The 25,079-nt window shown below is 34.4% G+C and carries 29 protein-coding genes and 1 pseudogene; 24 read left to right on the top strand and 6 right to left on the bottom strand.

What is annotated here, in order from left to right; genetic code table 11:
• The first annotated feature begins 186 nt into the window (after positions 1-186).
• Entirely contained in the window at positions 187-1,650 is a 1,464-nt protein-coding gene (locus tag KI356_RS01125) for a flavin monoamine oxidase family protein (protein ID WP_212934611.1), read from the top strand.
• Between the two features lie 84 nt (positions 1,651-1,734).
• Positions 1,735-2,319 (top strand): GNAT family N-acetyltransferase, encoded by a 585-nt coding sequence (locus KI356_RS01120; RefSeq protein WP_212934610.1) that lies wholly within the window; start codon positions 1,735-1,737, stop codon positions 2,317-2,319.
• 24 nt (positions 2,320-2,343) lie between these two features.
• Here KI356_RS01120 and KI356_RS01115 read toward each other — a convergent pair whose 3' ends face one another.
• Positions 2,344-3,246 (bottom strand): aldo/keto reductase, encoded by a 903-nt coding sequence (locus KI356_RS01115; RefSeq protein ID WP_128281330.1) that lies wholly within the window; start codon positions 3,244-3,246, stop codon positions 2,344-2,346.
• A gap of 167 nt (positions 3,247-3,413) precedes the next feature.
• Here KI356_RS01115 and KI356_RS01110 point away from each other — a divergent pair, with 167 nt between their 5' ends.
• From KI356_RS01110 to KI356_RS01100, 3 genes are all read left to right on the top strand, one after another.
• Positions 3,414-4,364: a CobW family GTP-binding protein gene (locus tag KI356_RS01110; protein ID WP_212934609.1), complete on the top strand. Its 951-nt coding sequence runs from the start codon at positions 3,414-3,416 to the stop codon at positions 4,362-4,364.
• 107 nt (positions 4,365-4,471) lie between these two features.
• Positions 4,472-4,996, top strand: a complete 525-nt coding sequence (locus KI356_RS01105) for a PadR family transcriptional regulator (protein ID WP_212934608.1) — start codon at positions 4,472-4,474, stop codon at positions 4,994-4,996.
• A gap of 18 nt (positions 4,997-5,014) precedes the next feature.
• Positions 5,015-5,761: a VOC family protein gene (locus KI356_RS01100; RefSeq protein WP_128281327.1), complete on the top strand. Its 747-nt coding sequence runs from the start codon at positions 5,015-5,017 to the stop codon at positions 5,759-5,761.
• A 14-nt stretch (positions 5,762-5,775) separates the two neighbouring features.
• Here KI356_RS01100 and KI356_RS01095 read toward each other — a convergent pair whose 3' ends face one another.
• Both KI356_RS01095 and KI356_RS01090 read right to left on the bottom strand, forming a co-directional pair.
• Positions 5,776-6,246 carry a GNAT family N-acetyltransferase gene (locus KI356_RS01095; protein WP_128281326.1) on the bottom strand — a complete coding sequence of 157 codons (471 nt, stop codon included), beginning with the start codon at positions 6,244-6,246 and terminating at the stop codon, positions 5,776-5,778.
• Positions 6,247-6,384: 138 nt separating this feature from the next.
• The gene (locus KI356_RS01090; protein ID WP_212934607.1) at positions 6,385-7,335 is read right to left on the bottom strand and encodes a metal ABC transporter substrate-binding protein; all 951 of its coding nucleotides are present in this window, start codon (positions 7,333-7,335) and stop codon (positions 6,385-6,387) included.
• Positions 7,336-7,533: 198 nt separating this feature from the next.
• On the opposite strand from KI356_RS01090, the gene KI356_RS01085 reads away from it, so the two are divergent.
• Together KI356_RS01085 and KI356_RS01080 are read left to right on the top strand one after the other, a co-directional pair.
• Complete coding sequence (locus KI356_RS01085; protein WP_002118555.1) at positions 7,534-7,758, top strand: hypothetical protein; 225 nt, start codon at positions 7,534-7,536, stop codon at positions 7,756-7,758.
• A gap of 116 nt (positions 7,759-7,874) precedes the next feature.
• The gene (locus KI356_RS01080; protein WP_212934606.1) at positions 7,875-8,534 is read left to right on the top strand and encodes an oxidoreductase; all 660 of its coding nucleotides are present in this window, start codon (positions 7,875-7,877) and stop codon (positions 8,532-8,534) included.
• Between the two features lie 29 nt (positions 8,535-8,563).
• On the opposite strand, the pseudogene KI356_RS01075 reads toward KI356_RS01080, so the two are convergent.
• Positions 8,564-8,921: pseudogene (locus KI356_RS01075) on the bottom strand (oxidoreductase); the annotation flags it as partial.
• 61 nt (positions 8,922-8,982) lie between these two features.
• On the opposite strand from KI356_RS01075, the gene KI356_RS01070 reads away from it, so the two are divergent.
• From KI356_RS01070 to KI356_RS01045, 6 genes are all read left to right on the top strand, one after another.
• Entirely contained in the window at positions 8,983-9,435 is a 453-nt protein-coding gene (locus KI356_RS01070; RefSeq protein ID WP_212934605.1) for a methylated-DNA--[protein]-cysteine S-methyltransferase, read from the top strand.
• A 25-nt stretch (positions 9,436-9,460) separates the two neighbouring features.
• On the top strand, positions 9,461-10,444 hold the full coding sequence (locus KI356_RS01065) for a DUF2628 domain-containing protein (RefSeq protein WP_212934604.1): 984 nt from the start codon (positions 9,461-9,463) through the stop codon (positions 10,442-10,444).
• A gap of 90 nt (positions 10,445-10,534) precedes the next feature.
• Positions 10,535-12,196, top strand: coding sequence for a peptide ABC transporter substrate-binding protein (locus tag KI356_RS01060; RefSeq protein ID WP_212934603.1), 1,662 nt, complete (start codon positions 10,535-10,537; stop codon positions 12,194-12,196).
• A 59-nt stretch (positions 12,197-12,255) separates the two neighbouring features.
• Positions 12,256-12,672 carry a FosBx1 family fosfomycin resistance bacillithiol transferase gene (gene fosB, locus KI356_RS01055; protein WP_002118569.1) on the top strand — a complete coding sequence of 139 codons (417 nt, stop codon included), beginning with the start codon at positions 12,256-12,258 and terminating at the stop codon, positions 12,670-12,672.
• A 13-nt stretch (positions 12,673-12,685) separates the two neighbouring features.
• Positions 12,686-13,231, top strand: a complete 546-nt coding sequence (locus KI356_RS01050) for a short-chain dehydrogenase (protein ID WP_212934602.1) — start codon at positions 12,686-12,688, stop codon at positions 13,229-13,231.
• Between the two features lie 13 nt (positions 13,232-13,244).
• On the top strand, positions 13,245-13,862 hold the full coding sequence (locus KI356_RS01045; protein ID WP_212934601.1) for a phosphoserine phosphatase 1: 618 nt from the start codon (positions 13,245-13,247) through the stop codon (positions 13,860-13,862).
• A 41-nt stretch (positions 13,863-13,903) separates the two neighbouring features.
• Here the strand turns inward: KI356_RS01045 and exsB are convergent, their stop codons facing one another.
• A complete protein-coding gene (gene exsB, locus KI356_RS01040) occupies positions 13,904-14,503 on the bottom strand; it encodes an exosporium protein ExsB (RefSeq protein WP_212934600.1) in 600 nt (199 codons plus the stop codon).
• A gap of 181 nt (positions 14,504-14,684) precedes the next feature.
• Between exsB and cotH the strand changes: the two genes are divergently transcribed.
• The 8 genes from cotH to KI356_RS01000 all read left to right on the top strand — a co-directional run bounded on the left by cotH (position 14,685) and on the right by KI356_RS01000 (position 22,483).
• Positions 14,685-15,761: a spore coat protein CotH gene (gene cotH, locus KI356_RS01035; protein ID WP_212934599.1), complete on the top strand. Its 1,077-nt coding sequence runs from the start codon at positions 14,685-14,687 to the stop codon at positions 15,759-15,761.
• Between the two features lie 105 nt (positions 15,762-15,866).
• Positions 15,867-16,484: an NUDIX hydrolase N-terminal domain-containing protein gene (locus KI356_RS01030; protein WP_212934598.1), complete on the top strand. Its 618-nt coding sequence runs from the start codon at positions 15,867-15,869 to the stop codon at positions 16,482-16,484.
• Between the two features lie 196 nt (positions 16,485-16,680).
• A complete protein-coding gene (uptA, locus tag KI356_RS01025) occupies positions 16,681-17,283 on the top strand; it encodes an undecaprenyl phosphate transporter UptA (RefSeq protein WP_212934615.1) in 603 nt (200 codons plus the stop codon).
• Between the two features lie 97 nt (positions 17,284-17,380).
• Complete coding sequence (locus tag KI356_RS01020) at positions 17,381-18,760, top strand: putative polysaccharide biosynthesis protein (protein ID WP_212934597.1); 1,380 nt, start codon at positions 17,381-17,383, stop codon at positions 18,758-18,760.
• Positions 18,761-18,946: 186 nt separating this feature from the next.
• Complete coding sequence (locus KI356_RS01015; RefSeq protein ID WP_002148556.1) at positions 18,947-19,888, top strand: magnesium transporter CorA family protein; 942 nt, start codon at positions 18,947-18,949, stop codon at positions 19,886-19,888.
• A gap of 199 nt (positions 19,889-20,087) precedes the next feature.
• Entirely contained in the window at positions 20,088-20,984 is an 897-nt protein-coding gene (locus KI356_RS01010) for a permease (RefSeq protein WP_002118586.1), read from the top strand.
• A 3-nt stretch (positions 20,985-20,987) separates the two neighbouring features.
• Positions 20,988-21,857, top strand: coding sequence for a TIGR03943 family putative permease subunit (locus tag KI356_RS01005; protein ID WP_128279788.1), 870 nt, complete (start codon positions 20,988-20,990; stop codon positions 21,855-21,857).
• A 119-nt stretch (positions 21,858-21,976) separates the two neighbouring features.
• On the top strand, positions 21,977-22,483 hold the full coding sequence (locus KI356_RS01000; protein ID WP_098219103.1) for an acyl-CoA thioesterase: 507 nt from the start codon (positions 21,977-21,979) through the stop codon (positions 22,481-22,483).
• 109 nt (positions 22,484-22,592) lie between these two features.
• Here KI356_RS01000 and KI356_RS00995 read toward each other — a convergent pair whose 3' ends face one another.
• Positions 22,593-22,679 (bottom strand): YjcZ family sporulation protein, encoded by an 87-nt coding sequence (locus KI356_RS00995; RefSeq protein WP_000505094.1) that lies wholly within the window; start codon positions 22,677-22,679, stop codon positions 22,593-22,595.
• A gap of 159 nt (positions 22,680-22,838) precedes the next feature.
• Between KI356_RS00995 and cls the strand changes: the two genes are divergently transcribed.
• The 3 genes from cls (at position 22,839) to KI356_RS00980 (ending at position 24,881) form a co-directional block, all read left to right on the top strand.
• Entirely contained in the window at positions 22,839-24,023 is a 1,185-nt protein-coding gene (cls, locus tag KI356_RS00990) for a cardiolipin synthase (RefSeq protein WP_128279790.1), read from the top strand.
• 32 nt (positions 24,024-24,055) lie between these two features.
• Positions 24,056-24,514 carry a spore coat protein gene (locus KI356_RS00985; protein WP_128279791.1) on the top strand — a complete coding sequence of 153 codons (459 nt, stop codon included), beginning with the start codon at positions 24,056-24,058 and terminating at the stop codon, positions 24,512-24,514.
• A 187-nt stretch (positions 24,515-24,701) separates the two neighbouring features.
• Positions 24,702-24,881, top strand: coding sequence for a hypothetical protein (locus KI356_RS00980; protein WP_128279792.1), 180 nt, complete (start codon positions 24,702-24,704; stop codon positions 24,879-24,881).
• Positions 24,882-25,079: the final 198 nt, after the last annotated feature.

Genomic DNA, 25,079 nt, shown 5'->3' with positions numbered 1-25,079 from the left:
TGTATCCACCCTTTCCATACAGTTACTATCTGTATGTTTATAATATGAAGTATGTGGAAGTGGGAGAGCTGTACCTTATGTATTTTTAGTGAATTTTCAAATTGTGACGGTGTTATGTTTAAGTGAATTTATGAATAAAATGCACTAAACCACTAATTCGTATTTCATGAAGTAAGGGGTGGAATTGTGCAGAAAGATATAATGTATAACACTGAGATGGATGAAACGTTAAAAGTTATAGATAAAGGATTGAAAAAGACGACACGTCCGAAACAAATTATTGTAGTAGGGGCTGGTATGGCTGGATTAGTTTCGGCATCTTTATTAAAAGTGGCAGGACATGAAGTGAAGATTTTTGAAGCAAACAACCGGGTAGGTGGCCGTATAGAGACAGTTAGAATGGAAGATACCGGATTATATTTAGATGTTGGAGCAATGAGAATTCCGTATGCGCATACATTAACGATGGCATATATAAGAAAGTTTGGGCTACAAGTGAGCCCTTTTATTAATAGGAATGAGACAGATATTATTTACGTAAATGGTCGGAAAACGACGTTGAAACAATACGAAAAAGATCCAAGTATTTTAAGATATCCTGTGGAAATGAATGAAGTCGGGAAAACGTCTGAGGAACTTTTACTGTTAGCGGTACAGCCCATTATAAACTTTATAAAAAAGAACCCAGAGAAAAATTGGGATGTAGTAGTAAAGGATTTTGGGAGATACTCTACAGGACAATTTTTAAAGTATCACCCTTATCAATATAATACGTACTTTTCGCCAGTAACGATTGAGATGATTGGTGTTCTATTAGACTTAGAAGGTTTTTTGGAAAGATCATTCGTAGAGACGTTACGCTTTTTATACATTATGCAAGAGGAAAGTGGATTTTGTGAAATTATAGGTGGAAATGATAGATTACCAAAGTCGTTTTTACCACAATTAGAAGAAAATATTATTTATAATCAAAAATTAATGAAGCTACATCAACATGATAACGGTGTGACTGCTTTCTATCGGAACGAGGAAACTTTTGAATATAGTAGTATAACTGGCGATTTAGTTATTGTTACAATTCCTTTTTCAACAATGCGATTTGTAGAAGTAGATCCATTTGATTCGATATCTCATGCGAAGTGGAAAACAATTCGCGAATTGCATTATATGCCGGCTACAAAAATAGGGATTCAATTTAAAAGTCGTTTTTGGGAAGAACAAGGGCAATTAGGTGGTAGAATTATAACGGATTTGCCAATTCGTTACGCCTATTATCCAAGTCATGGAATTGGAGAGAAAGGACCTGCTATGATGTTAGGAAGCTATACATGGTCTTATGATGCGTTGTTGTGGGATGGTTTATCAAAGGGTGATCGTATCTATTACACACTACAAAATTTAGCAACAATATTAGGCGGTCAAGTATATGATGAGTTCATGTCTGGAATATCAAAAAGTTGGACATTAGATCCATATGCACTTGGAGGGTTTGCTCTTTTTCAAGCTGGTCAAGAATCTGAATTACAGCCAGTCATTGTAAAACCTGAGGGGAGAATATACTTTGCTGGAGATCATACAACGCTGTATCACGGATGGATTCAAGGTGCGATTGAATCCGGAGTTCGTGTGGCCGTAGATGTGAATGCGTGAAAGGTGTAAAATTCGGAAATTTCTTTACTATATACCTTGAGATGGATAGTATTAAATATAAAAGAATTATGGGGAGTGTTTACTTTGAATCCATTATTATTCGATTTTCCTTCTGAATTTTATACTGAAAGGCTTTTAATTCGAATGCCAAAACCAGGTGATGGTAAAGTTGTATATGATGCAATTCAAGCTTCAATGCAAGAATTAAAACCTTGGATGGCTTTTGCACAAAAAGAGCAAACAGCGGAAGAACTAGAAGAGAGTATTAGAAAATCACATATTCAATTTTTGCAGCGTGAGGATTTGAGATTACTAGTTTTTTCGAAAGAAACAGGTGAATTTATTGCATCTGCCGGATTACATCGTATTAATTGGGATATACCTCAATTTGAAATCGGGTATTGGATTGATTCAAGGTTTAGTGGAAAGGGCTATATGGTAGAGGCTGCGAATGGTATAACAGATTACGCTTTTTCTGAACTAAAAGCAAACCGCGTAGAAATTCGTTGTGATTCTCTAAATAAGAAGAGTAGAGCGATACCTGAGAAATTAGGTTTTAAATTAGAGGGGATTTTAGAAAGTGCCAGTGTTGCGGTAGATGGAAATGGATTAAAAGATATGTGTGTATTTGCAATGACGAGAAATACATATGAAAAAGAAGAGCTGTAAGAAAATAGCTCTTCTTTTTTTATATTATGGTACAGGATGACCGTTAGAGCTCTCGAAAATTGTAAACCATTGTTGGCGGTCTAAATTAACTTTTGTTGCCATTGCAGCCGTTTTTACTCGATCTAATTTGCCAGAGCCAACAATTGGCATCATTTTAGCTGGATGAGCAAGTAACCATGCATACATAACAGTATCGATGCTATCAACACCTAGCACAGTAGCAATTTTTTGTAAAGTTTCACGTACACGTACGGCGCGTTCTGATTGGCCAGTAAAGATTTCTCCACCAGCAAGAGGTGACCAAATCATTGGATTGATTCGTTTTTCTTGGCATAAATCAATCGTACCTTTTTCAAAATGCTCAAGCTGCATCGCAGATACTTCAATTTGATTTGTAATGAGCGGGAAATCTAAATATGAACTTAACATATTAAATTGAGAAGGTAAAAAGTTAGAAACACCGAAGTGACGAACTTTTCCTTCTTGCTTTAAGCGTGAGAACGCTTCGGCCACTTCATTTGGGTCCATAAATGGATCAGGGCGGTGAATGAGCAATACATCAATATAATCTGTATGTAAGTTTTGTAATGAATCCTCCGCGCTCTTTATGATATGTTCAGCACTCGTGTTGTAGTGAGCAACATATCGCTCTGGAAATTTCGGTGATGGGGGAGCGATTCCACATTTTGTGACAATTTGCATGTTTTCGCGTAAGGAAGGCTTGAGTTGTAACGCTTCGCCAAACAATCCTTCACACGTATATCCACCATAAATATCAGCGTGATCGAAAGTAGTTATCCCCATATCCATACAAGATTCAATAAAAGAAAGTAATTCTTGTTTCGTCATATTCCATTCTGCTAAACGCCAAAATCCTTGAATAATACGAGAAAATTCTAGAGTTTCGGCCATTTGAACTCGTTCCATTATAAGTACCCCCTTGATGAATAGTATCGTTTTTTTGAAAAGGCTTTCTTGCTACATATTATTATATAGTTACAGGGTCTTACATACAATAAATATGTTTTGCTACAAAAACGATTTTCTCTATATGCTATAATGTAGAAACATATAGCTATAAGGAGATGTACGAAATGATTCCAGTAACAATATTAACTGGTTTTCTTGGATCAGGGAAAACGACTTTATTAAATCGTATTTTATCAGAGGATCACGGTAAGAAATTAGCGGTGATTGTAAATGAAATAGGACAAATTGGTATCGATAATCAGTTGATTATGAACGTTGAAGAAGAAATTATGGAAATGACAAACGGTTGTCTATGCTGTACTGTACGTGAAGATTTACTCGTAGCTTTAAAACAATTACTGGACGTAAAAGCGGAAGGGAAAATGGACTTTGATGGCTTAGTAATTGAAACGACTGGCCTTGCAAATCCAGGTCCGATTATTCAAACATTCTTTTTAGATCCTGTTATTCAATCTGCATACCAAATTAACGGTGTTGTAACAGTAGTAGATAGTTATCATATACATAAACATTTTGAAAAAGGACTAGAAGCAAAAGAGCAAATTGCATTTGCAGATGTCGTTTTAGTAAATAAATTAGATTTAATTGACGAAAGTGAAAAGGAAAATCTTCTGCATGAGCTACAAGGAATTAATCCAACTGCAAAATTAATTGAGACGACTAACTGTGAAGTAGATATTGCATCATTACTACAAATTCAAACGTTTAAAACGAAAGATACGTTACAAATTTATCCTCATAAAGAACATAATCATCTAGAAGGTGTAAAATCATTTGTATTACGTGAAGAGCGTCCGTTAGATTTACAAAAACTGAATGAGTGGATGTCAGCTGTCGTGCAAGAGCTAGGGGAGTATTTATATCGTTACAAAGGGATATTATCTATTGCCGGAGTAGATAAACGTATTGTGTTCCAAGGTGTACATACATTATTTGCTGCTTCGTATGATAGAGAGTGGCAAGAGGGCGAAGAGCGAGTAAGTGAAGTAGTGTTCATCGGAAAAGATATTAATAAAGAATGGTTCCAAGAACATTTCCAAGAGTGTGTGAAATAAGTCTGCGTATATTGCAGGCTTTTTTGTTTACTAAAATTGGAATTTGGATTAAAATAATCTGAAAATACTAAATGTTTAGTATTTTGTTAGAGGTAGGGGGAGAAAAGGTGCGTTTAATGATTCTTGGATTGCTTACTAAAAGGGAGTCGCTATCTGGTTATGAAATACAGCAGGCGCTAAATATGGTACAAAGTAATAAATGGGCGGAAGTTTTCCCAGCTTCTATTTATCACGCATTAAAAAAAATGGAAAATGAAAATTTCATTCAAGTTAAAGCAATTGAAATGACCGGAAAACGGTCGAAAACGATATATTGTATTACAGAAAAGGGAAGTCAAGAATTTAAAAGGTTATTAAAGGAGTCGTTTCAAAAAACTTCAGTTATGTTTCCGAAACATCTATATACAGCGTTAACATTTCTGTCAGAAAAAGAGAGTATGAGAGAGGAGATTTTAGAAGCTTTAGAAGAGCAGAAAAGTGAAATACGATCTACTTATGAAGAGATGAGGGAAGGAGAAAGACTAAAAGATAACGCGCCAGCGTATGTGAAACTAATTTTCGAAAATATGTATGAACAATGTGAGATGCAACTTCGATTTATTCATAGGTTAGAGAAACTATTAAAAAACTAAAAATGTGGTGGGAAGAATATGAAAATCGATCATCTTGTTATAAATGTAAATAAAGAAATACAAGAAAATAAGGAAACGATTAAAAATGTACATTCTATCGGGCTTCCATATGTTCCGAAATGGGGAAAGGGAACGAAAGGGTTTAAAGTATCTAACATATGGATTGGAAAAGAATATTTAGAATTAGTAAGAGTAAAAACAAAAGATGGGGGTGGTTGGGTACAAGAGTGGGTTCAGAAATATTGTGATGGCCATAGGGGACTCATCGGACTGGCAATTGATGTTGAAAATATAGATAAAGTGTATGGGAAAATGATAGAAGGTGGAATTGAAATTACAAAACCAGAACCATTACAATACAAGTGGTTTTTTAATTTATTTAAGAAAACTATGCCGTGGAAAAATGCATACATAAAGCCGATGAAGGGGATGCCGTTTCAATTCTTTCTACAACAAATGGACGATCAAAAGAGCAGAGAATATATGGAGAAATATATGTATCCAAATAGTTTGGAGCAGGGAATTACAGGAATAAATACGGTGAAATTATATGGAGAAATAACAAATGAAGATAGAGACATTATTAGTTGTCTATTTTCAGATGTTACAAATGAAGAAGAAGAAATAGTAATACGTTTAAACAATCAAATGATTTATCTAATTCAATCGGATGAGCATTTTACCGAGATAATACTAGATTGCAAAAGCGAAGCACATAGGGAGAAGAAATTAAATATAGAAAATGTGACATTAATAAATAAATAATAAAAAGCCTGTTTTCACAGGCTTGTATTTTCATCTATAAGTAATTCCATTACAACACCTACAACTGGGCCCTCGTCATCAATATCCCCATTTAAACGGAAGCCAAATGACTCATATAGTCCCATTGCGTGTTTGTTGTCTGGATGTAAACTTAAATAAATTATTTTACAGTCAAATTTTTGTTGTAAATATTGGATTAATAAGCGAAGGAAACGTTTTGCATATCCTTTTCCTTGAAAATGCTGATCAATCATAAAACGATCTAACCATACGCTTTCATACTTTTGGGAATACCAACCGTACATTGCGTATCCAACGAGTGTTTCTTTGTCATATAAGCCTACTGACGTTCCGTTTTCTTCATATAATGATTCTGCTAAAGAAAATGCATTGCTTTCAATAAATTGCTGCTGGTCTTTTGCTACGTCTAAAGCAGCAACTGAACGCCAATTATTTGCTGTTACTTCACAAATGTGAAGATTCATAGTTCCAACTCACCTTCTAAATTAGTATAGCTTAAAAGCTAATATGGATAATTTTACTTGTTATTTCGGTCAAGTCAAGGGTAAATACATAAAAAGGCAGCTGAATGACATATTCAGCTGCCTAGAAAATATAGTTGATTAGTTTGTTGCTTCTTTTAAAGTATTTACGTTTTCTTCCATTAATGTGAAGTAATCTTTATTGTTCTTTGCATCATCCTCAGAAATAGTAGCAAGGTGATTTAAGCGTAAAATTTTTGTACCTGTTTCTTTTTGAATAACTGATGCTACTTTTGGAGTAGAGAATGTCTCAAATAAAATATATTTTAAACCGTGTTCTTTTACTGTTTTTGTAATGTCAGCAAGCTGTTTTTGAGATGGTTCATCAGACGCTGAAATTCCAGCGATTGGAATTTGTTTTAGACCGTAGCGTTGTTCCCAGTAGCCATAAGCTGCATGGGAAACTAATATTTCTTTCGTTTTTGCATTTGCAACAACAGCTTTAAATTGATCGTCTAAATCAGTAAATTTTGTTTGTAGTGCTGCGAAGTTTTTTTCGAACTCTTTTTTATGTTCAGGTTGTAATTCTACAAGCGCATTTTTAATTTTTTCTGCTTGTTTCATCGCCAAAGTAGGATCTATCCAAACGTGTGGGTCTTTATCATGGTGATGTTCATCTTCTTTATGACCGTCTCCATGATCGTGCTGCTCTTCTTCAGATGAAGCACGAAGTTCGATATCTTTAGATGCATTTACAACTTTTACGTTTTCTTTTTTTAATGATTTTTCCAGTTTTTCGGCAAATGGTTCTAATTCTGCGCCGTTATAAACGAATAAATCGGCTTTTGCGATTTGTACAGTCTGTTTTTGACTCGGTTCAAATGTATGAGAATCCGCACCAGGTGGGTAAATTGCTTCTACATTTACATAATCACCACCGATTTTTTTTGCAAAATCAGCAAGTGGGAAAATGGTTGTATAAACAGTTAGTTTTCCATCTTTCTTGGCAGTATCTTCTTTTTTATTTGAGCAGCCAGTAAAAATTAAAGTGAAAATAAGTAAGAATGAAAATATAGTCAATCTTTTAGGCATGAAGTTCTCCTCTTTTCTTTTTTTACCGATATATCTTCCCCAATTATAGAAGAAAAATATCATTTAAATGCAAAACGGAATAATTACGTTTTAGTTCGCGAACCTAGTATAATACATCTTTATGAAAGTTGCAATAAATAATAATCATTACGATTTGTTTTTGTTATAAATCTGTCAAAAAGAAAGGTATTAATTTTTATGATTGGTGCATATGTGACAATGTTACTTTCATATATTGGGAGGGAGCAGAAAAAAGGGGATGAGCGCTTGGGTTACATTATGGAGGCTATCTTTTTAATACTTGCGGTTGTTTTGCCGTTATCTTTTGTTTTAATTTTTTTAAGAAAACTAATAAGTAATTTAGGTGATGCTACAACAATTACGAAATTGCCAGTTGAAGAAAAAGAAAAGAAAAAAGAGTAAGTAAAGCACTATGCTTACGCATAGTACTTTACTTATGATAAAATAATAAAACGGAAACTCCTATTAGCGACTTTCAGCAAAAGGAGAGAAAAGTAAATAAAGAGGTATGCATATATATGAATAAGCGAACAGCGTTAGTACTTGGTGCAAGTGGATTAGTTGGACAAGAAATAACGCGTCTATTACTTGACTCAGATTACTACGATTCGGTTACTATTTTTGTAAGGGAACCATTGAAATGGAAACATGAGAAATTACAGCAGAAACAGGTCGATTTTTCGGTATTAGAGGAATATAAAGAGTTTTTTGCAGTAGATGATGTATTTAGTTGTTTAGGAACAACGATTAAAAAAGCGAAATCGAAGGCGAATTTTAAAAAAGTAGATTATGAATATACGTTACGAGCTGCTTGTTTAGCTGAAAAACAAGGCGTGCAAAATTTTCTTGTTATTTCATCAATGGGAGCAAATCCTAAATCCTTCTTCTTTTACTCGCAAGTGAAGGGGAAAATGGAAGAGGAGCTGAAAAAGCTAGTTATTGGTGGCATACATATTTTCAGGCCGTCATTATTAGTTGGAAATCGACAAGAATACCGTTTTGGGGAAAGAATGGCTGAGAAATTATCTCGTATTCTTCCGTTTATATTTAAAGGGGCTTTTAAAAAGTACAAACCAATTTCAGCTAAAGATGTGGCGAAAGGAATGTATATAACAGCGCTACGTGAAGAATCTGGTATTCATATTTATAGTTCAAACGATATTATAGAGATAAAATAAGTAAAACCGAGAGGAATAACTTCTCGGTTTTATTTATTAGGTTTAATTTTTCCGTGTGCTCGTCGGTACTGATATGGTTCTTTTAATTCAAAGCCAAGTTCATTGGCGGCTATTCTTGGGAAGTATGGATTACAAAGTAACTCGCGTCCGATAAAAAATTAAATCTGCTTCGTTATTATTTAAAATTTGCTCTGCTTGTGATCCAGTTGTGATTAATCCTACCGCACCAGTTGCGATGTTAACATGCTTCTTAATATGTTTAGCATATTGTATTTGGTAACCAGGATAAATATCAATATGTGCTGGAACAACTGCACCAGAACTAGAGTCAATTAAATATACGCCTTGCCCTTTCATCTACTGCGTATATTGGATGTAATCGTGAACACGAAAAATTTTGTCTATTCGTGTTACAATGACTAATATGAATTGGATTGGAGGATGACATATGTATCAGGCTTATTATGAAAGTGAATTAGGTTTGCTGGAAATTACAGCGAATACGAAAGGGATTACGTCTGTTATATTTGTTGAAGAAAGAAAAGAAGAACATAAAAATGAACTTGTTGAACAATGTATAAATGAATTAGATGAATACTTTCAAGGAAAAAGAAAAGAGTTTACAGTTACATTGTCTGCTGAAGGAACACCATTTCAAAAGAATGTATGGGATGCACTTTACACTGTACCATATGGCGTAAGTGTTTCATATTTAGATATTGCGGAGAAGGTTGGGAATACGAAAGCTGTACGAGCGATAGGAGGAGCAAATAGCCGGAATCCAATTTCAATTATCGTTCCATGTCATCGTGTAATAGGAAAGAGTGGAAAACTTGTTGGGTATGCGGGTGGTTTATGGAGGAAAGAGTGGTTATTAAAGCATGAAGGCATTTTAAAATGAAGTATGGATGGAAAGAGGGATTGTTTTGAAATGTATAAATTGTGGGCGACCTTGTATTAATGATCAGTTGAATTGTGCAAATTGTCAACGAAACTTGCATAATGAACAAGGTGAAGAAAGCTCGCTAATAGACGAAGAATTAGAAGTATATGTAGGGAGACAATATCGATATTACAAAAGAAAATGGGAGCTTGAGAATAAGCGAATTGCTAGGTGGAGCTGGAATGGTTGGGCTGCTATTTTCAATGTAGGTTGGCTTGGATATCGTAAGTATTATTTACCTGCTGCTTTATTTATACTGTTATTAGTAGCATGTGATGCATTTTCTTATTATATGGGGTTCAACGTAGCATTGCCAATCATTAATATGGTGCCTCTCACGTTTTTATTACTCGTTTTTATTCTATTTGGGATGGGGATTTTTGCAAATGGATTATATTATCAATTTGCAGAAAGGCGTATATATAGAATAAAAGCACGGGGAATTAAAGATGAATCGGTTGAAAATTATCTCATTCGTGATAGTGGCGGAACAAGTAAAATGGGAGCGACAATCGTTACTATTTTAGCAGTTGCTAGTATTTTTTTCAGTCATTTCTTTTTTCCGACTGATCGAGATATTATACAAAAAGTTCGTACGAGCTCGCTTTATGAATATCCTTTCTTTTCAATAGGTGAATCTTTTGAAAATTATTTTCAAAATTCAGGATGGATATATTATCGCGGGACGGAAGGGTTAGAATTAGTAGAATTTCAAGGATATAGCACCGGGATGCCAAGACAAAAGGTGACGATTCAATTTGTTGTAGATTATAAATTAGGTGAAGTTGAGCCATATTCACTTACGATTAACGGTGAATCTAAAAATGAAGAAGAGTTTTTGAAGATGATGGAAGAAATATTCAAGGTCCAAAATCCGTTTGAAATAGAGGATGGATTGCAAGTAAAAGTGATAGAAAAAGAAGCGGATGGGAAGCACCTTCTATCTGCTTCTTTTTTTTGTATGTGAAAAATAATATTTGAAATAATCTGAATCTTTTGTATAATGATATATATTATACTGGATTTCATTTATACATATAGATTGGGGGAAGGAAGAATGAAGAGAAAGGTAACAGCGATTGCTGCAGTTGCATTATCGACTAGTGTATTAGTTGCAGGTTGCGGAAGTGGGGAGAAGGCATCTACAACGAAGAAAGAAGCAGGTAAGGGAATAGCAGATAAGCAAGTATTAAACTTACTAGAAACAGCAGAAATTCCTTCAATGGATACATCAAAATCAACAGACTCTGTATCATTCCGTGCCTTTGTAAATGCAATGGAAGGGTTATATCGTTTGGACAAGGATAATAAGCCAACTCCAGGTATGGCAAAAGATGTGAAGATTAGTGAAGATAAAAAGACATATACATTTGAATTACGTGATGCGAAGTGGTCAAACGGCGATCCAGTTCGAGCGCAAGATTTTGTATATGCATGGCAACGTACATTAGATAAAGCACTAGCTGCAGAATATGCATTCATTTTATTTGATGTGAAAAATGCACAGAAAGTAAATAAAGGAGAATTACCGTTAGATCAATTAGGAGTGAAAGCGAAGGATGATAAAACGTTAGTAGTAGAATTAGAACAACCAGCACCGTATTTCCTTGAACTTACTTCATTCCCAACATTTTTCCCTTTAAATGAAAAATATGTGAAAGAACAGGGGGATAAATACGCATTAGAAGCAGACAAATTATTGTACAATGGACCATTTACAATGAGTGAATGGAAACATGAGCAAAGTTATCAGTTAAAGAAAAACCCTAATTATTGGGATAAAGATACTGTAAAGTTAGAAGAAATTAATGTAAGTATTGTGAAGGAAACGAGCACGGGAGTAAATTTATATGATAGTGATCAAGCAGATCGAGTTATTTTAAGTTCTGAATTTGTTGATAAATATAAAAAGAATAAGCCAGATGAATTTAAAACGAAGTTAGATCCACGTATGTATTTCTTGCGCTTTAACCAAAAAAATGCAACATTTAAAAACCAAAAAGTACGTGAAGCGATTGATCTGGCATATGATAAAAAAGGAATCGCAAATGTTATTTTAAATGATGGCTCATTACCAGCATATTTCTTAGTCCCTGAAAAATTTACGACAGGACCAGATGGAAAAGATTTCCGTTCTGTAAATAAAAATTTCCGTGACAGTAAAGACAATGCAGAAAAAGCAAAAAAATTATGGGAAGAAGCGAAGAAAGAACTTGGCCAAGATACAATTACAGTAGAATTTCTAAATGATGATAACGGTAGCCGTAAAAAAGTGGGCGACTTTATTAAAGAAGAGTTAGAGAAAAATTTACCTGGTATTAAAGTGAATTTGAAACAACAACCATATAAGCAGAAGCTAGATTTAGAAAAGAAATTTGAATATGAATTCTCATTATCTGCATGGAGTCCAGATTATCCAGATCCAATGACTTATATTGATATGTTCGTTACTGGAAGCTCATTTAATGAAATGGATTATTCTAATCCGAAGTATGATGATTTAGTAGCAAAATCAAAAGGGGAACTATTAAAAGATGATGCAGCACGCTGGAAAGCACTTGCGGAAGCTGAAAAAATCCTAATTGGTCAAGACGCTGCAATCTCACCTGTGTATCAGCAAAGTACAGCGTATTTAGAGAAGACGTATGTAAAAGGTATTGCTAACCATACGTTTGGTGGAGACTTCAGTTATAAATGGGCATATATTACAAAAAAATAGTATAATAAAAGATGAGTGAATTTTCGCTCATCTTTTATTTGTATAAGGGGGAGCCATAGTTGTTAAAGGGAATCAATCATCTTTGCTTTTCAGTTTCCGATTTGAAAAAATCTATTATGTTTTACGAAAAAGTACTAGAAGGAAAATTATTGGCTAAAGGGAGAAAACTTGCATATTTTAATATATGCGGGATATGGATAGCACTTAATGAAGAGGCACATATTCCGAGAAATGAAATTCATCAATCTTATACGCACATTGCATTCACTGTAGAACAAGAAGATTTTAATTATTTGTTAAAGCGATTAGAAGAAAACGGAGTTCATATTTTAAAGGGTAGAGAACGAGATGTAAGAGATTGTGAGTCTATATATTTTGTTGATCCTGATGGTCACAAGTTTGAGTTTCATTCAGGGACATTGCAAGACCGTCTAAATTATTATAAGGATGAGAAACCTCATATGACATTTTACTAAGGAGGACGAGTATTTGCATGCACTTGTAATTGGTGGAACAGGGATGTTAAAGAAAGTGTCTATGTGGCTTTGTGAGCAAGGGTTTCACGTTTCTATTATTGGACGAGATAGTGCGAAATTGGAAAATGTTAAGCAAGGGAGTTCTGTACCGGGAAATATTACGGGCCTTTCTGTAGATTATCAAAATGACGATGATGTAAAGCAATCTATTAAAAGTACAATTGAACAAAATGGTCCAATTACATTAGTTGTCGCATGGGTACATTCGAGTGCTAAGCATGCATTACGACTCATTTGTAATGAGGTAGAATTGTCGTCGGAAAAGTACAGTTTATTTCATATATTAGGTAGTAGTGCATCACGTACGAAGTCACAGAAAATAGGCGGGGCATTATGTAGTTATTATAGAATTATATTAGGGTTTATTTTAGAAGATACATATGCAAGGTGGCTTACTCATGAAGAGATAGCTGACGGAGTTATAAAAGGAATAGAAAGTAAATGCACAGAATGGATTGTAGGGAGAATAGAGCCATGGGAATTGCGGCCAAAATGGTAAGGGGGAATGGGAAATGAAGACAACGGTATATGTAACAAGGCATGGTGAGACAGAATGGAATGTAGCAAAGCGGATGCAAGGGCGAAAAAATTCAGCATTAACTGAGAATGGTATGATACAAGCGAAACAATTAGGGGAGCGTATGAAGGATTTACCGCTCCATGCCATATATAGTAGTCCAAGTGAAAGAACGCTTCATACTGCTGAATTGATTAAAGGAGAACGCAATATTCCAATTATAGCAGATGAACGTTTCTATGAAATAAATATGGGTACATGGGAAGGGCAAACAATTGCTGATTTGGAAATGCAATATCCAGAAGAAGTACATTTATTTTGGAATGAACCACATCTTTTTCAATCAACATCAGGGGAAAACTTCGCGGCCGTTCATAAAAGAGTAATTGAAGGGATACACTTTCTTTTAGAAAAGCATAAAGGTGAAAATATTTTAATTGTCTCTCATGCTGCAGCAGCGAAATTACTTGTAGGGCATTTTGCAGGTGTTGAAATTGAACATGTATGGGGAGAGCCATTTATGCATAGTGCGAGTCTTAGTGTGATTGAATTTGATGAAAATTTTGGTAAAGTAAAACAATTTGCAGATACAAGTCATTTTCAGGAAAAGTAAAAAAAGGCCGCAAAACGGCCTTTTTTTGTGGGAATAAAAAACTAGCAATTACGCTTTTTATACCAGAAGTGATCGAATTTCTTGTTTTTGCAAGAAGAGGACTTATGTCTGCAATCTTTGCAATCGTCCCATTTGTGCCCGTCATCGTGACAGTCCTTACCATGATCCCACGAATCATCACAAGAACCATGATGGCTATGAGGGAAAAATACACATTTTTTACAGAAACATCGTTTTGTCCAGAAACATTTCTTTTCAAAGCGAACGCATTTTGTAACGAAAGTACATTTTTTCACGCGAGTACGTTTAGTAACTATAACGCATTCTTTTCTACGAGTAACTTTCGTAACGAATGTCCATTTTTTCACGCGTACACGAGTACATTTTGTAACAAATGTCCATTTTTTTACATGAGTACATTTTGTAACGAAAGTACAATGTTTCACGCGAGTACATCTTGTTCTTGGACATTTACGTCCTGTTGTGCATTTATTCCCTGTTGTACATTTACGCCCTGTTGTACATCTATGATGAGAGAATTTATCATCATCGCACTCAAAAGTACTTGGATCTTGGTGTAAGAAATCCTCCATCCCTGCACTTTTGATTTCTTCAACAGCTTTTCTGATATCACGTTTCATAGAAATCCTCCTTATCGTGTATTAAATTGAAAAGGTATTCTTTTTCCTTAACATGATATGAGATACGCTTTCTTTCTGAACAGGACAAGAGTGTAATTTTATATAAATGGATGATAGCGGATGTATGGACAAGGCGTGGTGCATACATTGAATGAAGAGAACTGAGAAGGGATGAGAAAACATGCTGCCTTCATATGATTTTTTTGTTCATCCAATGTACTTAGTGGAATTGAAAAAAGACATTTGGTCAGAGAGTCCAGTGCCAGCAAAATTAACTTATGGAAAAAAGAAGTATGACATTGATATTGTCTACCGTGGTGCTCATATTCGTGAATTCGAGAAAAAATCTTATCATGTTATGTTTTATAAACCGAAAAAATTTCAAGGTGCGAAAGAATTTCATTTAAATTCTGAGTTTATGGATCCGTCTATCATACGAAATAAATTATCTCTAGATTTCTTTCATGATATTGGTGTACTTTCACCAAAGTCACAACATGTATTTATAAAAATTAATGGTCAAATTCAAGGGGTATATTTACAGTTAGAATCAGTTGATGAAAACTTTTTAAAAAGTAGAGGGTTGCCGAGTGGTTCTATTTATTATGCGATCGATGATGACGCGAACTTTTCTTTAATGAGTGAGCGAGATAAAGATGTTAAGACAGAGCTCTTTGCAGGGTATGAATTTAAATATTCGAATGAAAATAGTGAAGAACAACTGAGTGAATTTGTATTTCAAGCGAATACTTTGTCGAGGGAAGATTATGAAAAAGAAATTGGGAAGTTTCTAAATGTAGATAAATATTTACGATGGTTAGCTGGAATTATTTTTACGCAAAATTTTGATGGTTTCGTTCATAACTATGCGCTATATCATAACGATGAAACAAATTTATTTGAAGTCATACCGTGGGATTATGATGCGACTTGGGGGCGAGATGTACAAGGGAGACCGCTTAATCATGAATATATTCGCATTCAAGGGTATAACACGTTAAGTGCAAGGCTGTTAGATATACCTGTATTTAGAAAGCAATATCGAAGTATTTTAGAAGAAATATTAGAAGAACAATTTACAGTTTCATTTATGAGGCCGAAAGTAGAAGGAATGTGTGAATCGATTCGTCCGTATTTAATACAAGATCCATATATGAAAGAAAAACTAGAAACATTTGACCAAGAGGCTGATATGATTTGTGAATATATAAATAAAAGAAGAAAGTATATACAAGACCACTTACATGAATTGGATTAATTTTGAAGAGATTGAAATATTATCAATCTCTTTTTTTGTATAATAAAGAAGTATCGATAAAAAGTGAAATAGTATGAATATAATAGAGAATGGGGTTGTGTAGAGATGACGATTAAATGGATTGATTGGGTGAAACAAATACAATCTATAGCCCAGGCAGGGTTAACGTATTCCAAGGATGTGTATGATATAGAGCGTTTCCAACAATTAAGAGATATTTCAACTTCTATGATGTCACATTACACAAAAACAGATTGGGAAGTAGTGGAAAAATTATTTGCAAGTGAGACAGGCTATCAAACACCAAAAGTGGATATACGAGCAGTAATTTTTCAAAATGAAAAACTATTATTTGTGAAAGAAAAAAGTGATGGGAAATGGGCATTGCCAGGTGGATGGGCCGATATTGGTCACACTCCAACAGAAGTCGCAGCGAAAGAGGTTTTAGAAGAGACAGGATATGAAGTAGCTCATTTTAAGTTATTAGCTATATTCGATAAAGAAAAACATCAACCATCACCTTCAGCAACACATGTATATAAGATTTTCATTGGATGTGAGATTGTAGGTGGAGAAAAGAAAACTAGTATTGAAACAGAAGAAATAGGTTTTTTTGGTGAGGATGAATTGCCAGATTTATCAATTGCTAGAAATACAGAATGGCAGATTAAAGAAATGTTTGCGTTTATGAAAGATCGAAATAAGGAAAGGATACTTGATTAATTAAATGAATCAAGTATCCTTTTAGGGTATATTGATGAAAGGCTGTACATATTCTTTTAACAAAAAAGAATATAGTATAGTCCTCTTTAAAGTCTATGAGCTAGGTGAAGAGCTTCACATGATTATATTGGCAGATTGCAACCTTTATGTGATAATGAGATGGTATGTGAAGAAAAAAAAGGAGATAGAAAAGAAAATGTTAGCAAATATAATAGATCAGTTATTGCAATTCTTTGCAAGTCTAGGATACTTTGGAGTAGCACTAGGTTTAATGATTGAAATTATCCCGAGTGAAATTGTTCTTTCGTATGCGGGATTTTTAGTTGCACAAGAAAAAATTAGTTTTGTCGGAGCTGTTATCGCTGGAACAATCGGTGGTACGTTAGCACAAATCTTTTTATATTGGCTTGGATACTACGGAGGGCGTCCGGTTGTCGAGAAATACGGGAAGTATCTGCTTATTAATAAACACCATTTAGACATAGCAGAAAATTGGTTTAAGCGTTACGGAGCGGGAGTAATATTTTCGGCACGTTTTATCCCAGTTGTACGTCATGCAATCTCAATTCCAGCAGGACTAGCTAAGATGCCATTAAAACTTTTCACACTGTATACAGTTGTAGCGATCATTCCATGGTCAATTCTATTTATATACTTAGGTGAAAAGCTTGGTGGAAATTGGAGACATATTAAAGAGTATGCATCTGATTACACACATTACATAATTATAGGTGCGGTTTTCTTTATTGCTCTTTACTTCGGTTTAAAGCTTTTGAAAAAGAGAAAAACAACTCATTAAAGTCAATGATTTTTCATTGGCTTTTTTTAATTGTTTCGGTTCTAAAAAAAAGGAGTTGTCCATAATGTGTAATAATAAAGCGTAGCGGGGGAATGTGATGAAAGGATCACCGTTTTTACGTGGAACGATATTTTTAACGATGGCAACGATGATATCTAAAATGTTAGGGTTTATATATGTTATACCATTTACAGCAATGGTCGGTACGAGTGGGTACGTATTATATACGTATGCATACCGCCCTTATACAATTATGCTTAGTATTGCAACGATGGGATTGCCACTTGCCGTTTCAAAAATGGTTTCAAAATATGATCAACTCAATGATTACCATACTGTTAAGAGAGTATTAAAGAGTGGCATTGTTTTTATGCTTTTAATGGGGGTTATCTCGTGTGTTACGTTATATATGTTAGCGCCGCATTTAGCTGAACTTGTAATCGATGGAAACGATCAGTCGGGGAATAGTGTAACGGCGGTCACTTACAATATTCAAATTGTAAGTTTTGCGTTATTACTCGTTCCTGTAATGAGCTTGTTACGTGGTTTCTTTCAAGGTTTTCAATCTATGGGACCTTCTGCGCTCAGTGTAGTTGTAGAGCAATTTTTTCGGGTCTTAACCATTTTGATAGGAAGTTTTGTCATTTTATATGTTATAAAAGCTTCTGTTTCGTTGGCAGTTGGTATTTCAACGTTTGGAGCATTTATGGGAGCACTGGGTGGATTAAGCGTTTTAAGTGCGTATTATATAAGAAGGAGAAAACATTTAAAGAAAAAAGAGATTGCCAGTATACCACAAACAACGAAATCATTTTTCTCGTTGTATAAGGAGCTCTTTACATATTCAATACCGTTTGTTGTAGTCGGATTAGCGATTCCGTTATATCAGACGATTGATACATTTACAATTAATAAACTACTAATACAAATCGGATATATGCAAGGAGAAGCAGAAAAGATTAATGCGATTATTGGCCTTGTTCAGATGGTTGTACTTATCCCGGTTTCTGTTGCAACGGCTTTTAGTATGTCCCTTGTACCTGAGATGACGAAAGCTTATACAGCGGGAAATGAGAAGCTACTGTATAAACACTTTACAAGGACAAATTTATTAGTGGTAGGAATTACCGTACCGGCGGCGATTGGAATGATGGTTTTAGCAAAACCAGTGTATACTCTTTTATTTGGTGCTGGAAATGATCCAGAGATGGGCAGTGTTATTTTGCAATATTATGCTCCTGCTTGTATACTATTCTCGCTATTTACAGTAACCGCTGCCATGTTACAAGGAATTAATCAACAACAGAAAACAGTGCTAGGATTAGTAATCGGAATAACTGTGAAGGTAGTTTTAAATATTGTATTGCTACCGTATTTTGATTATGTAAGTTTTATCATTTCAACATACGCTGGCTATACGATTTCAGTCGGCTTTAACTTGTGGATGCTTTCTAAATATGTTATAAAGGCAACATAAGCTTTTTTAAAGGCAGAGAGCACTCTGTCTTTTTCTATGTTTACAAGATTTTTCTTAAAAAAACGTTTTCAAAATAATTTTTCTATTGAAATTTAATCGTTTGTTTCATATGCTGAAAATAGCGGTTCAAAAACTGTTGTTTAAGTGAGGTAGATTCCCACATGTAAAAAGAATCGGGGTGATAGTATGTTAAATATTTATTTAACAGACCGAAACGGAAAACTACAAGAGATTGAGGAAATGCAAAAGGGCTGCTGGATTAATGTACTTCATCCAACAGAAGAAGAAATTCAGTATCTAGTACAAACTTTAAATGTAGACTTAGATTTCATTAAAGACCCTTTGGATGATGAAGAACGCTCTCGTATTGAAAAAGAAGACAATAATACTTTAATTATCGTGGATATTCCGACAGTCAGACATGATGAAGAAGGAAATTCAATTTATGACACGATTCCAATAGGTATGATTGTAATGCCAGATTGTTTTGTTACTATTTGCTTAGAAGAAAATCCAATTTTTGAACGCTTTATTAATCAACGTATTAAAGAATTTTATACGTTTAAAAAGACGCGCTTCGCACTTCAGCTCTTATATACAATTTCTACTTATTATTTAAGATACTTAAAGCAAATTAATCGAAAAACAATCGATTTAGAGCACCAATTAAATAAGTCGATGAAAAATAAAGAAATTTTCACATTGCTCGGTCTTGAAAAAAGTTTAGTTTACTTTACAACATCATTAAAGGCAAATAAAATTGTAATTCAAAAATTAATGCGAAACAGCACATTTTTAAAAATGTATGAAGACGATCAAGATCTATTAGAAGATGTATTAATTGAAAATAAACAGGCTATTGAAATGGCGGAAATATATAGTCACATTTTAAGTGGAATGATGAATACATTTAGTTCGGTTATTTCTAACAATTTAAATAGTGTTATGAAACTGTTAACGTCTATTACAATTATTTTATCTTTACCAACAATGGTTTCTAGTTTCTTTGGAATGAACGTAAAGGTTCCGTTTGAAGGTGAGGCTTATGGGTTTGTAATTGTACTCATAATATGTGTAACATTATCTTTCACTTTAGCATTTGTTTTTTGGAAGAAACGTTACTTTTGATGATAGGAAAGCTGCGCTAGCATAGTTATAAAACTGTGCTAGCGCAGCTTTTTTTGCTATGAAATCTCAATTTTGGAACAGAATATAATTTGTGAAATGTAATGTGTATGAAGGTTATGAATGCCATATAACTCTTGTTCAAATAATAAAATGGGGTTAAAATTACATATTGTTAATGAAAAGATGGAGGAAATACATCATGGAATTGTTTCAATTACCGAAAGCATTCCTGCAAATGAATACAATCTTTATCTCGATATTAATCGAAGCACTTCCGTTTGTGCTAATTGGTGTATTTATTTCAGGATTCATTCAAATGTTTGTGACAGAAGATATGGTGGCAAAGTGGATGCCTAAGAACCGATTTCTGTCTGTTTTATTAGCTACTTTTTTAGGTATGATGTTTCCTGGATGTGAATGTGGAATTGTTCCGATTGTAAGACGATTAATCGGAAAAGGGGTTCCACCCTATGCAGGAATTGCATTTATGTTAACTGGACCGATTATTAATCCAGTTGTATTATTTGCAACATATGTTGCCTTTGGAAGTAGTATGCACATGGTATGGTATCGTTCTATTGTAGCGATTATCGTAGCAATTATAGTTGGAATTATATTATCATTTATGTTTAAAGAACATCAATTAAGAGATGATCACTTCCCAGAAGTGAACCATAAGCGTCCGTTACGTAAAAAAATGTGGGATGTATGTACACATGCTGTTGAGGAATTTTTCTCAATGGGAAAATACTTAGTGTTAGGAGCGTTAATTGCTGCTGCAGTTCAAACGTTTGTACAAACTTCAACATTGCTTGCGATTGGACAAGGTCCGTTTTCTTCATCAGCTGTAATGATGGGACTTGCTTTTATTTTATCACTTTGTTCAGAGGCAGATGCATTTATTGCTTCTTCGTTCCAAAGTACATTTTCAACAGCGTCACTTGTCGCGTTCCTCGTATATGGACCGATGGTGGATATTAAAAATATGTTTATGATGCTTGCGACATTTAAAACAAAATTTGTAATTGTTGTGACGGTTACAGTTACACTTGTTGTTTATGCAAGCTCACTACTCATTTATGCGATGGGGTGGTAGGTTATGTTTCGAGCATATATATTATTAGGTTTTACAATTTTAATTGGACAGCTTCATATTTCCGGTAACATTACGAAGTATATAAATATGAAGTACGCCTATTTATCAAAAACTGCAGCTGTTATTTTAGGATTCTTAACGATTATACAAATTATTATCGTTTTCCAGAAAGAGCATCAAAAGGAAAAAGAACAGCACAATTGTGGATGTGATCATAGCCATTGTGGGCATGACCATTCAAAAGATGAAAATACATGGTGGAAACGAACGTTTTCTTATACTCTGTTCTGTTTTCCGATTATTTCAGGATTATTTTTCCCGATTGCAACATTAGATTCGGACATTGTTAAGGCGAAGGGGTTTCACTTTCCTGTTGCACAAGCGGAAAGTAAAGATCCATTTATGACAAGGCAATTTTTAAGACCTGATACGAGTATTTATTACGGAAAAGAAGGCTATCGTGGTGTAATGGAAAAAGGGAAGAAAGAGTTTGTTACGAAAGATAATATTGCTTTAAAAGATGAGGATTTCTTAAAAGGTATGGAGACAATTTATAATTATCCTGGCGAGTTTACTGGGAAGAAATTATCTTTTAAAGGGTTTGTTTTCCGAGATGATTCTTCTAAAAAGGAACAATATTTCTTATTCCGTTTCGGTATTATACATTGTGTTGCGGATTCGGGTGTATATGGTATGTTAGTTAAAAAACCAGAAGGTGTAGAGTGGAAAAATGATGATTGGATTCAGGTGGAAGGAGAAATTTCAACTGAATTTTATCAGCCGTTTCATGCGAATATTCCAGTGTTAGAAGTAACGAAATGGAATAAAGTTGAACAGCCGAAAGAACAATATGTATTTAGAGGAGCCGATTGATAAAATCGGTTCTTTCTTATGGACTAAAAGTGCTGAAAATTGTTAATATTAAACATGTAATTCACTTAGTGTAGTAATTATTGAGATATTAGGGATAAATAATTAAAGGGGCGATAACAATGGCAGAAGTAAAGGGGAAAACCGCAAATGAATCAAGAGTGTTTAAAACGAGCCGAGTATTTCCAACAGATTTAAATGATCATAACACGCTATTTGGTGGAAAGATATTGGCGGAGATGGATATGGTTGCTTCAATTTCAGCAACGAGACACTCGAGAATGGAATGTGTCACAGCGTCTATGGATTGGGTAGATTTCTTACACCCAGTTCGTTCTTCAGATTGTGTTAGTTATGAATCTTTCGTAATTTGGACGGGAAGAACTTCTATGGAGATATTTGTGAAAGTAGTAGCGGAAGATTTAATTTCAGGTGAAAAACGTGTAGCGGCAACTTCATTCGTTACTTTTGTTGCGCTTAGTAAGGAGAATAATCCAGTGCCTGTACCGCGTGTTATCCCAGAAACAGAAGAGGAGAAAGAATTACATCGAATTGCTGTGTTACGTGCAGAACAGCGTCATATTCGTAAGGCGGAGAGTAAGAAGGTAGCTACACTGCTAACTTTTTGATGTAAAATACTTTCCTAGTGGTACTATTTTTGAAATGAAAAGCGGACACCTAAAAATAGGTGTCCGCTTTTATAGTTTGTTCATCCGCATATCGTATTACAATAACTGCTTAGCAGAAGCAAGCAGCACCTACGATAATTAAGAGGATAAATAATACGACTAGTAGCGCAAATCCATTACCATGTGCGAAGCCCATTGTTATTTCCTCCTTTTATTTTAAGATACAACATACAATATGCAGATGAGCTCCTGTTTGATATGGTCGTATATCATGCAATGACATATTTTTTGAATGGTAATGTTAAAAAAAAGGAAAGATATAGGAATAACAGTAGTTAGAGAAAGGGAATAATCCATGAAGCACTTTTTAATTGTAATAATTTGTTTTATAGGTGTATTCGTATGGATGAACGTTGATGTGGAAATGGGGAAGAAAATGGCTAGTGGATATGAATTAGAAAAAATTCGATCAGGGGATGTTCAATTATATACGAACGGTGATGAGTTATATAGAAGTTTATTTGAGGATATAAAGCGTGCAGAAAAGAATGTATATATTCATTTTTATATTGTAGGTAAAGATGAAGTAAGCAAAGAATTCTTACAGTTATTAGAGAAAAAAGCATCTAGCGGAGTAGATGTGAAATTGTCAGTAGACCGTATAGGTGGATATAAACTTAAGAAAAAGATAATTAATCAATTAAAAGAAAAAGGCGTGAAGTTTACATTTAGTAAAAAACCTAAATTAAAAAACTTATTTTATTCTTTGCATCAACGTAATCATAGACGCATAGTTACTATAGATGGGAAAGTTTCGTACATTGGTGGCTTCAATATCGGAAAGGAATATCTTGGACAGGATCCTAAATTTGGTCCGTGGCGTGATTATCATGTACGCATCGAAGGGAATGGTGCTACTGATATGGAACGGAAGTTTGCGGAAGATTGGCAAGAAGATACGGGAGAGAAATTCCTTATACATCAAGAGTTACCGGTACAAGGAAATGTGAAATATCAATATATATTTTCGAATGGAAAAGGCTTATGGCAGAAGTATGGGGCACTATTAAAGAAGGCAAAACACACCTTAATTATCGCTACACCATATTTTGTACCGAGTAAAGAAATGGTAAAAGGACTGAAAGATGCATTAAATCGTGGTGTCCGTGTGAAAATTCTCGTTCCCTTTAAAAGTGATGCCGTATTGTTAAAACAAGCTGCCTATCCTCATTTGAAAGATATGTTAGATGCTGGGGCGGAGATTTATCAATATCGAAATGGATTTTTTCATGGGAAAGTGACAATCATTGATGAGGAAATCGTCGATATTGGTACAGCGAATTTTGATAATAGAAGCTTTTATTTAAATAACGAATCGAACTGTGTCATATATGATAAGACAATCGTTGCTGACGTCTGGAGTCGATTAAAAGAAGACTTTCATAAATCAAAACGATTTTCTGAAGAAGATTTTGAGAAAATTAGTAGATGGGATTGGTTTCTAGCAAGAATATCAAATGTTATCGCATCATATTTATAGTATAGAGATGAAATAGGAAGGGAGGCGCTTTAATGGATTGTATGAAAGAATTGATGACATATAGTTACACACTTATATATAAAGTTGGAGAATACACGAGCAAGGTTCGAGATGAAGAATTAAAGGATATTTTGCAGCATCATTTACCGTATATGTTACAAGCGTATAATGAACAAGTAAATTTTCAAGAAGGAGAAAATGTACAGCATATAACTTGTAAACAAATGTGGCCGGAATTTACAGAAATGGATAGGGAAACAGATAATGAATATACAGGAGATATTGGGATTGCTATTTGTTATATTACACATTTGAAACGATTAGCATTAAAGTTTGCTCAAGTGGCAGTAGAAGTTGCGAACCCGGAGTTTCGTTCTTTTCTGGAAAATTGTTTTGTGAAAATGAACCGTTATGCATATAATGTTTGGCAATATGTTGTGAAGAAGGAATATAAGATTAAACATGTATATGAAAATGAAAAATTCGCGTGAAAAGCTAAGGCGGTAGGAAAGGCGCCTTAGTTTTTTTATGTCCAATTAGAGGGTGAAGATTAAAGAGTGGGTTTGTTATCAGTAAATTTACATAAATTTACTGTATCTTTACTATTTTTAAATCTTTCCTTTAAAAATAAAGAGTAATATGGGATTGTACATATTCTATCAAAGGGAGGAAACGCAAATGAACAAATGGGTTAAGTCATTAACTGCTATGGCACTTGCAAGTTCTTTATTAATGGTAGGTTGTAGTAAAGGTGAGGATAAAAAGAAAGAGGATGACACAACTTCGCAGCAAGATGAAAAGAAAGATAAAGAAACAAGCGGAACAGATAAGTCTTCTGATTCAAAAGAAAAGAAATAAAGTGCAACTTTAATCAGTGGGGGTTTTGTCCATCCCCACTGATTATTAGCCTTCACCAATCGGGCATTTACGGGCAGTTATCTCTCCCACCTAACTTCCTCGCATTCGCCGAATTTACGGCCTGTTAATGCGGGATAAATGGATAAATAGTACCTCTACGAGGAAGTTTTTTGTTGTATATTTATATGTTTTACGGAA

Source organism: Bacillus hominis, from assembly GCF_018332515.1.
In the GTDB taxonomy this organism is placed as follows: domain Bacteria; phylum Bacillota; class Bacilli; order Bacillales; family Bacillaceae_G; genus Bacillus_A; species Bacillus_A hominis.
Note: the sequence above shows the minus strand (reverse complement) of the source record. Positions and strands in the feature narration are given on the sequence as shown.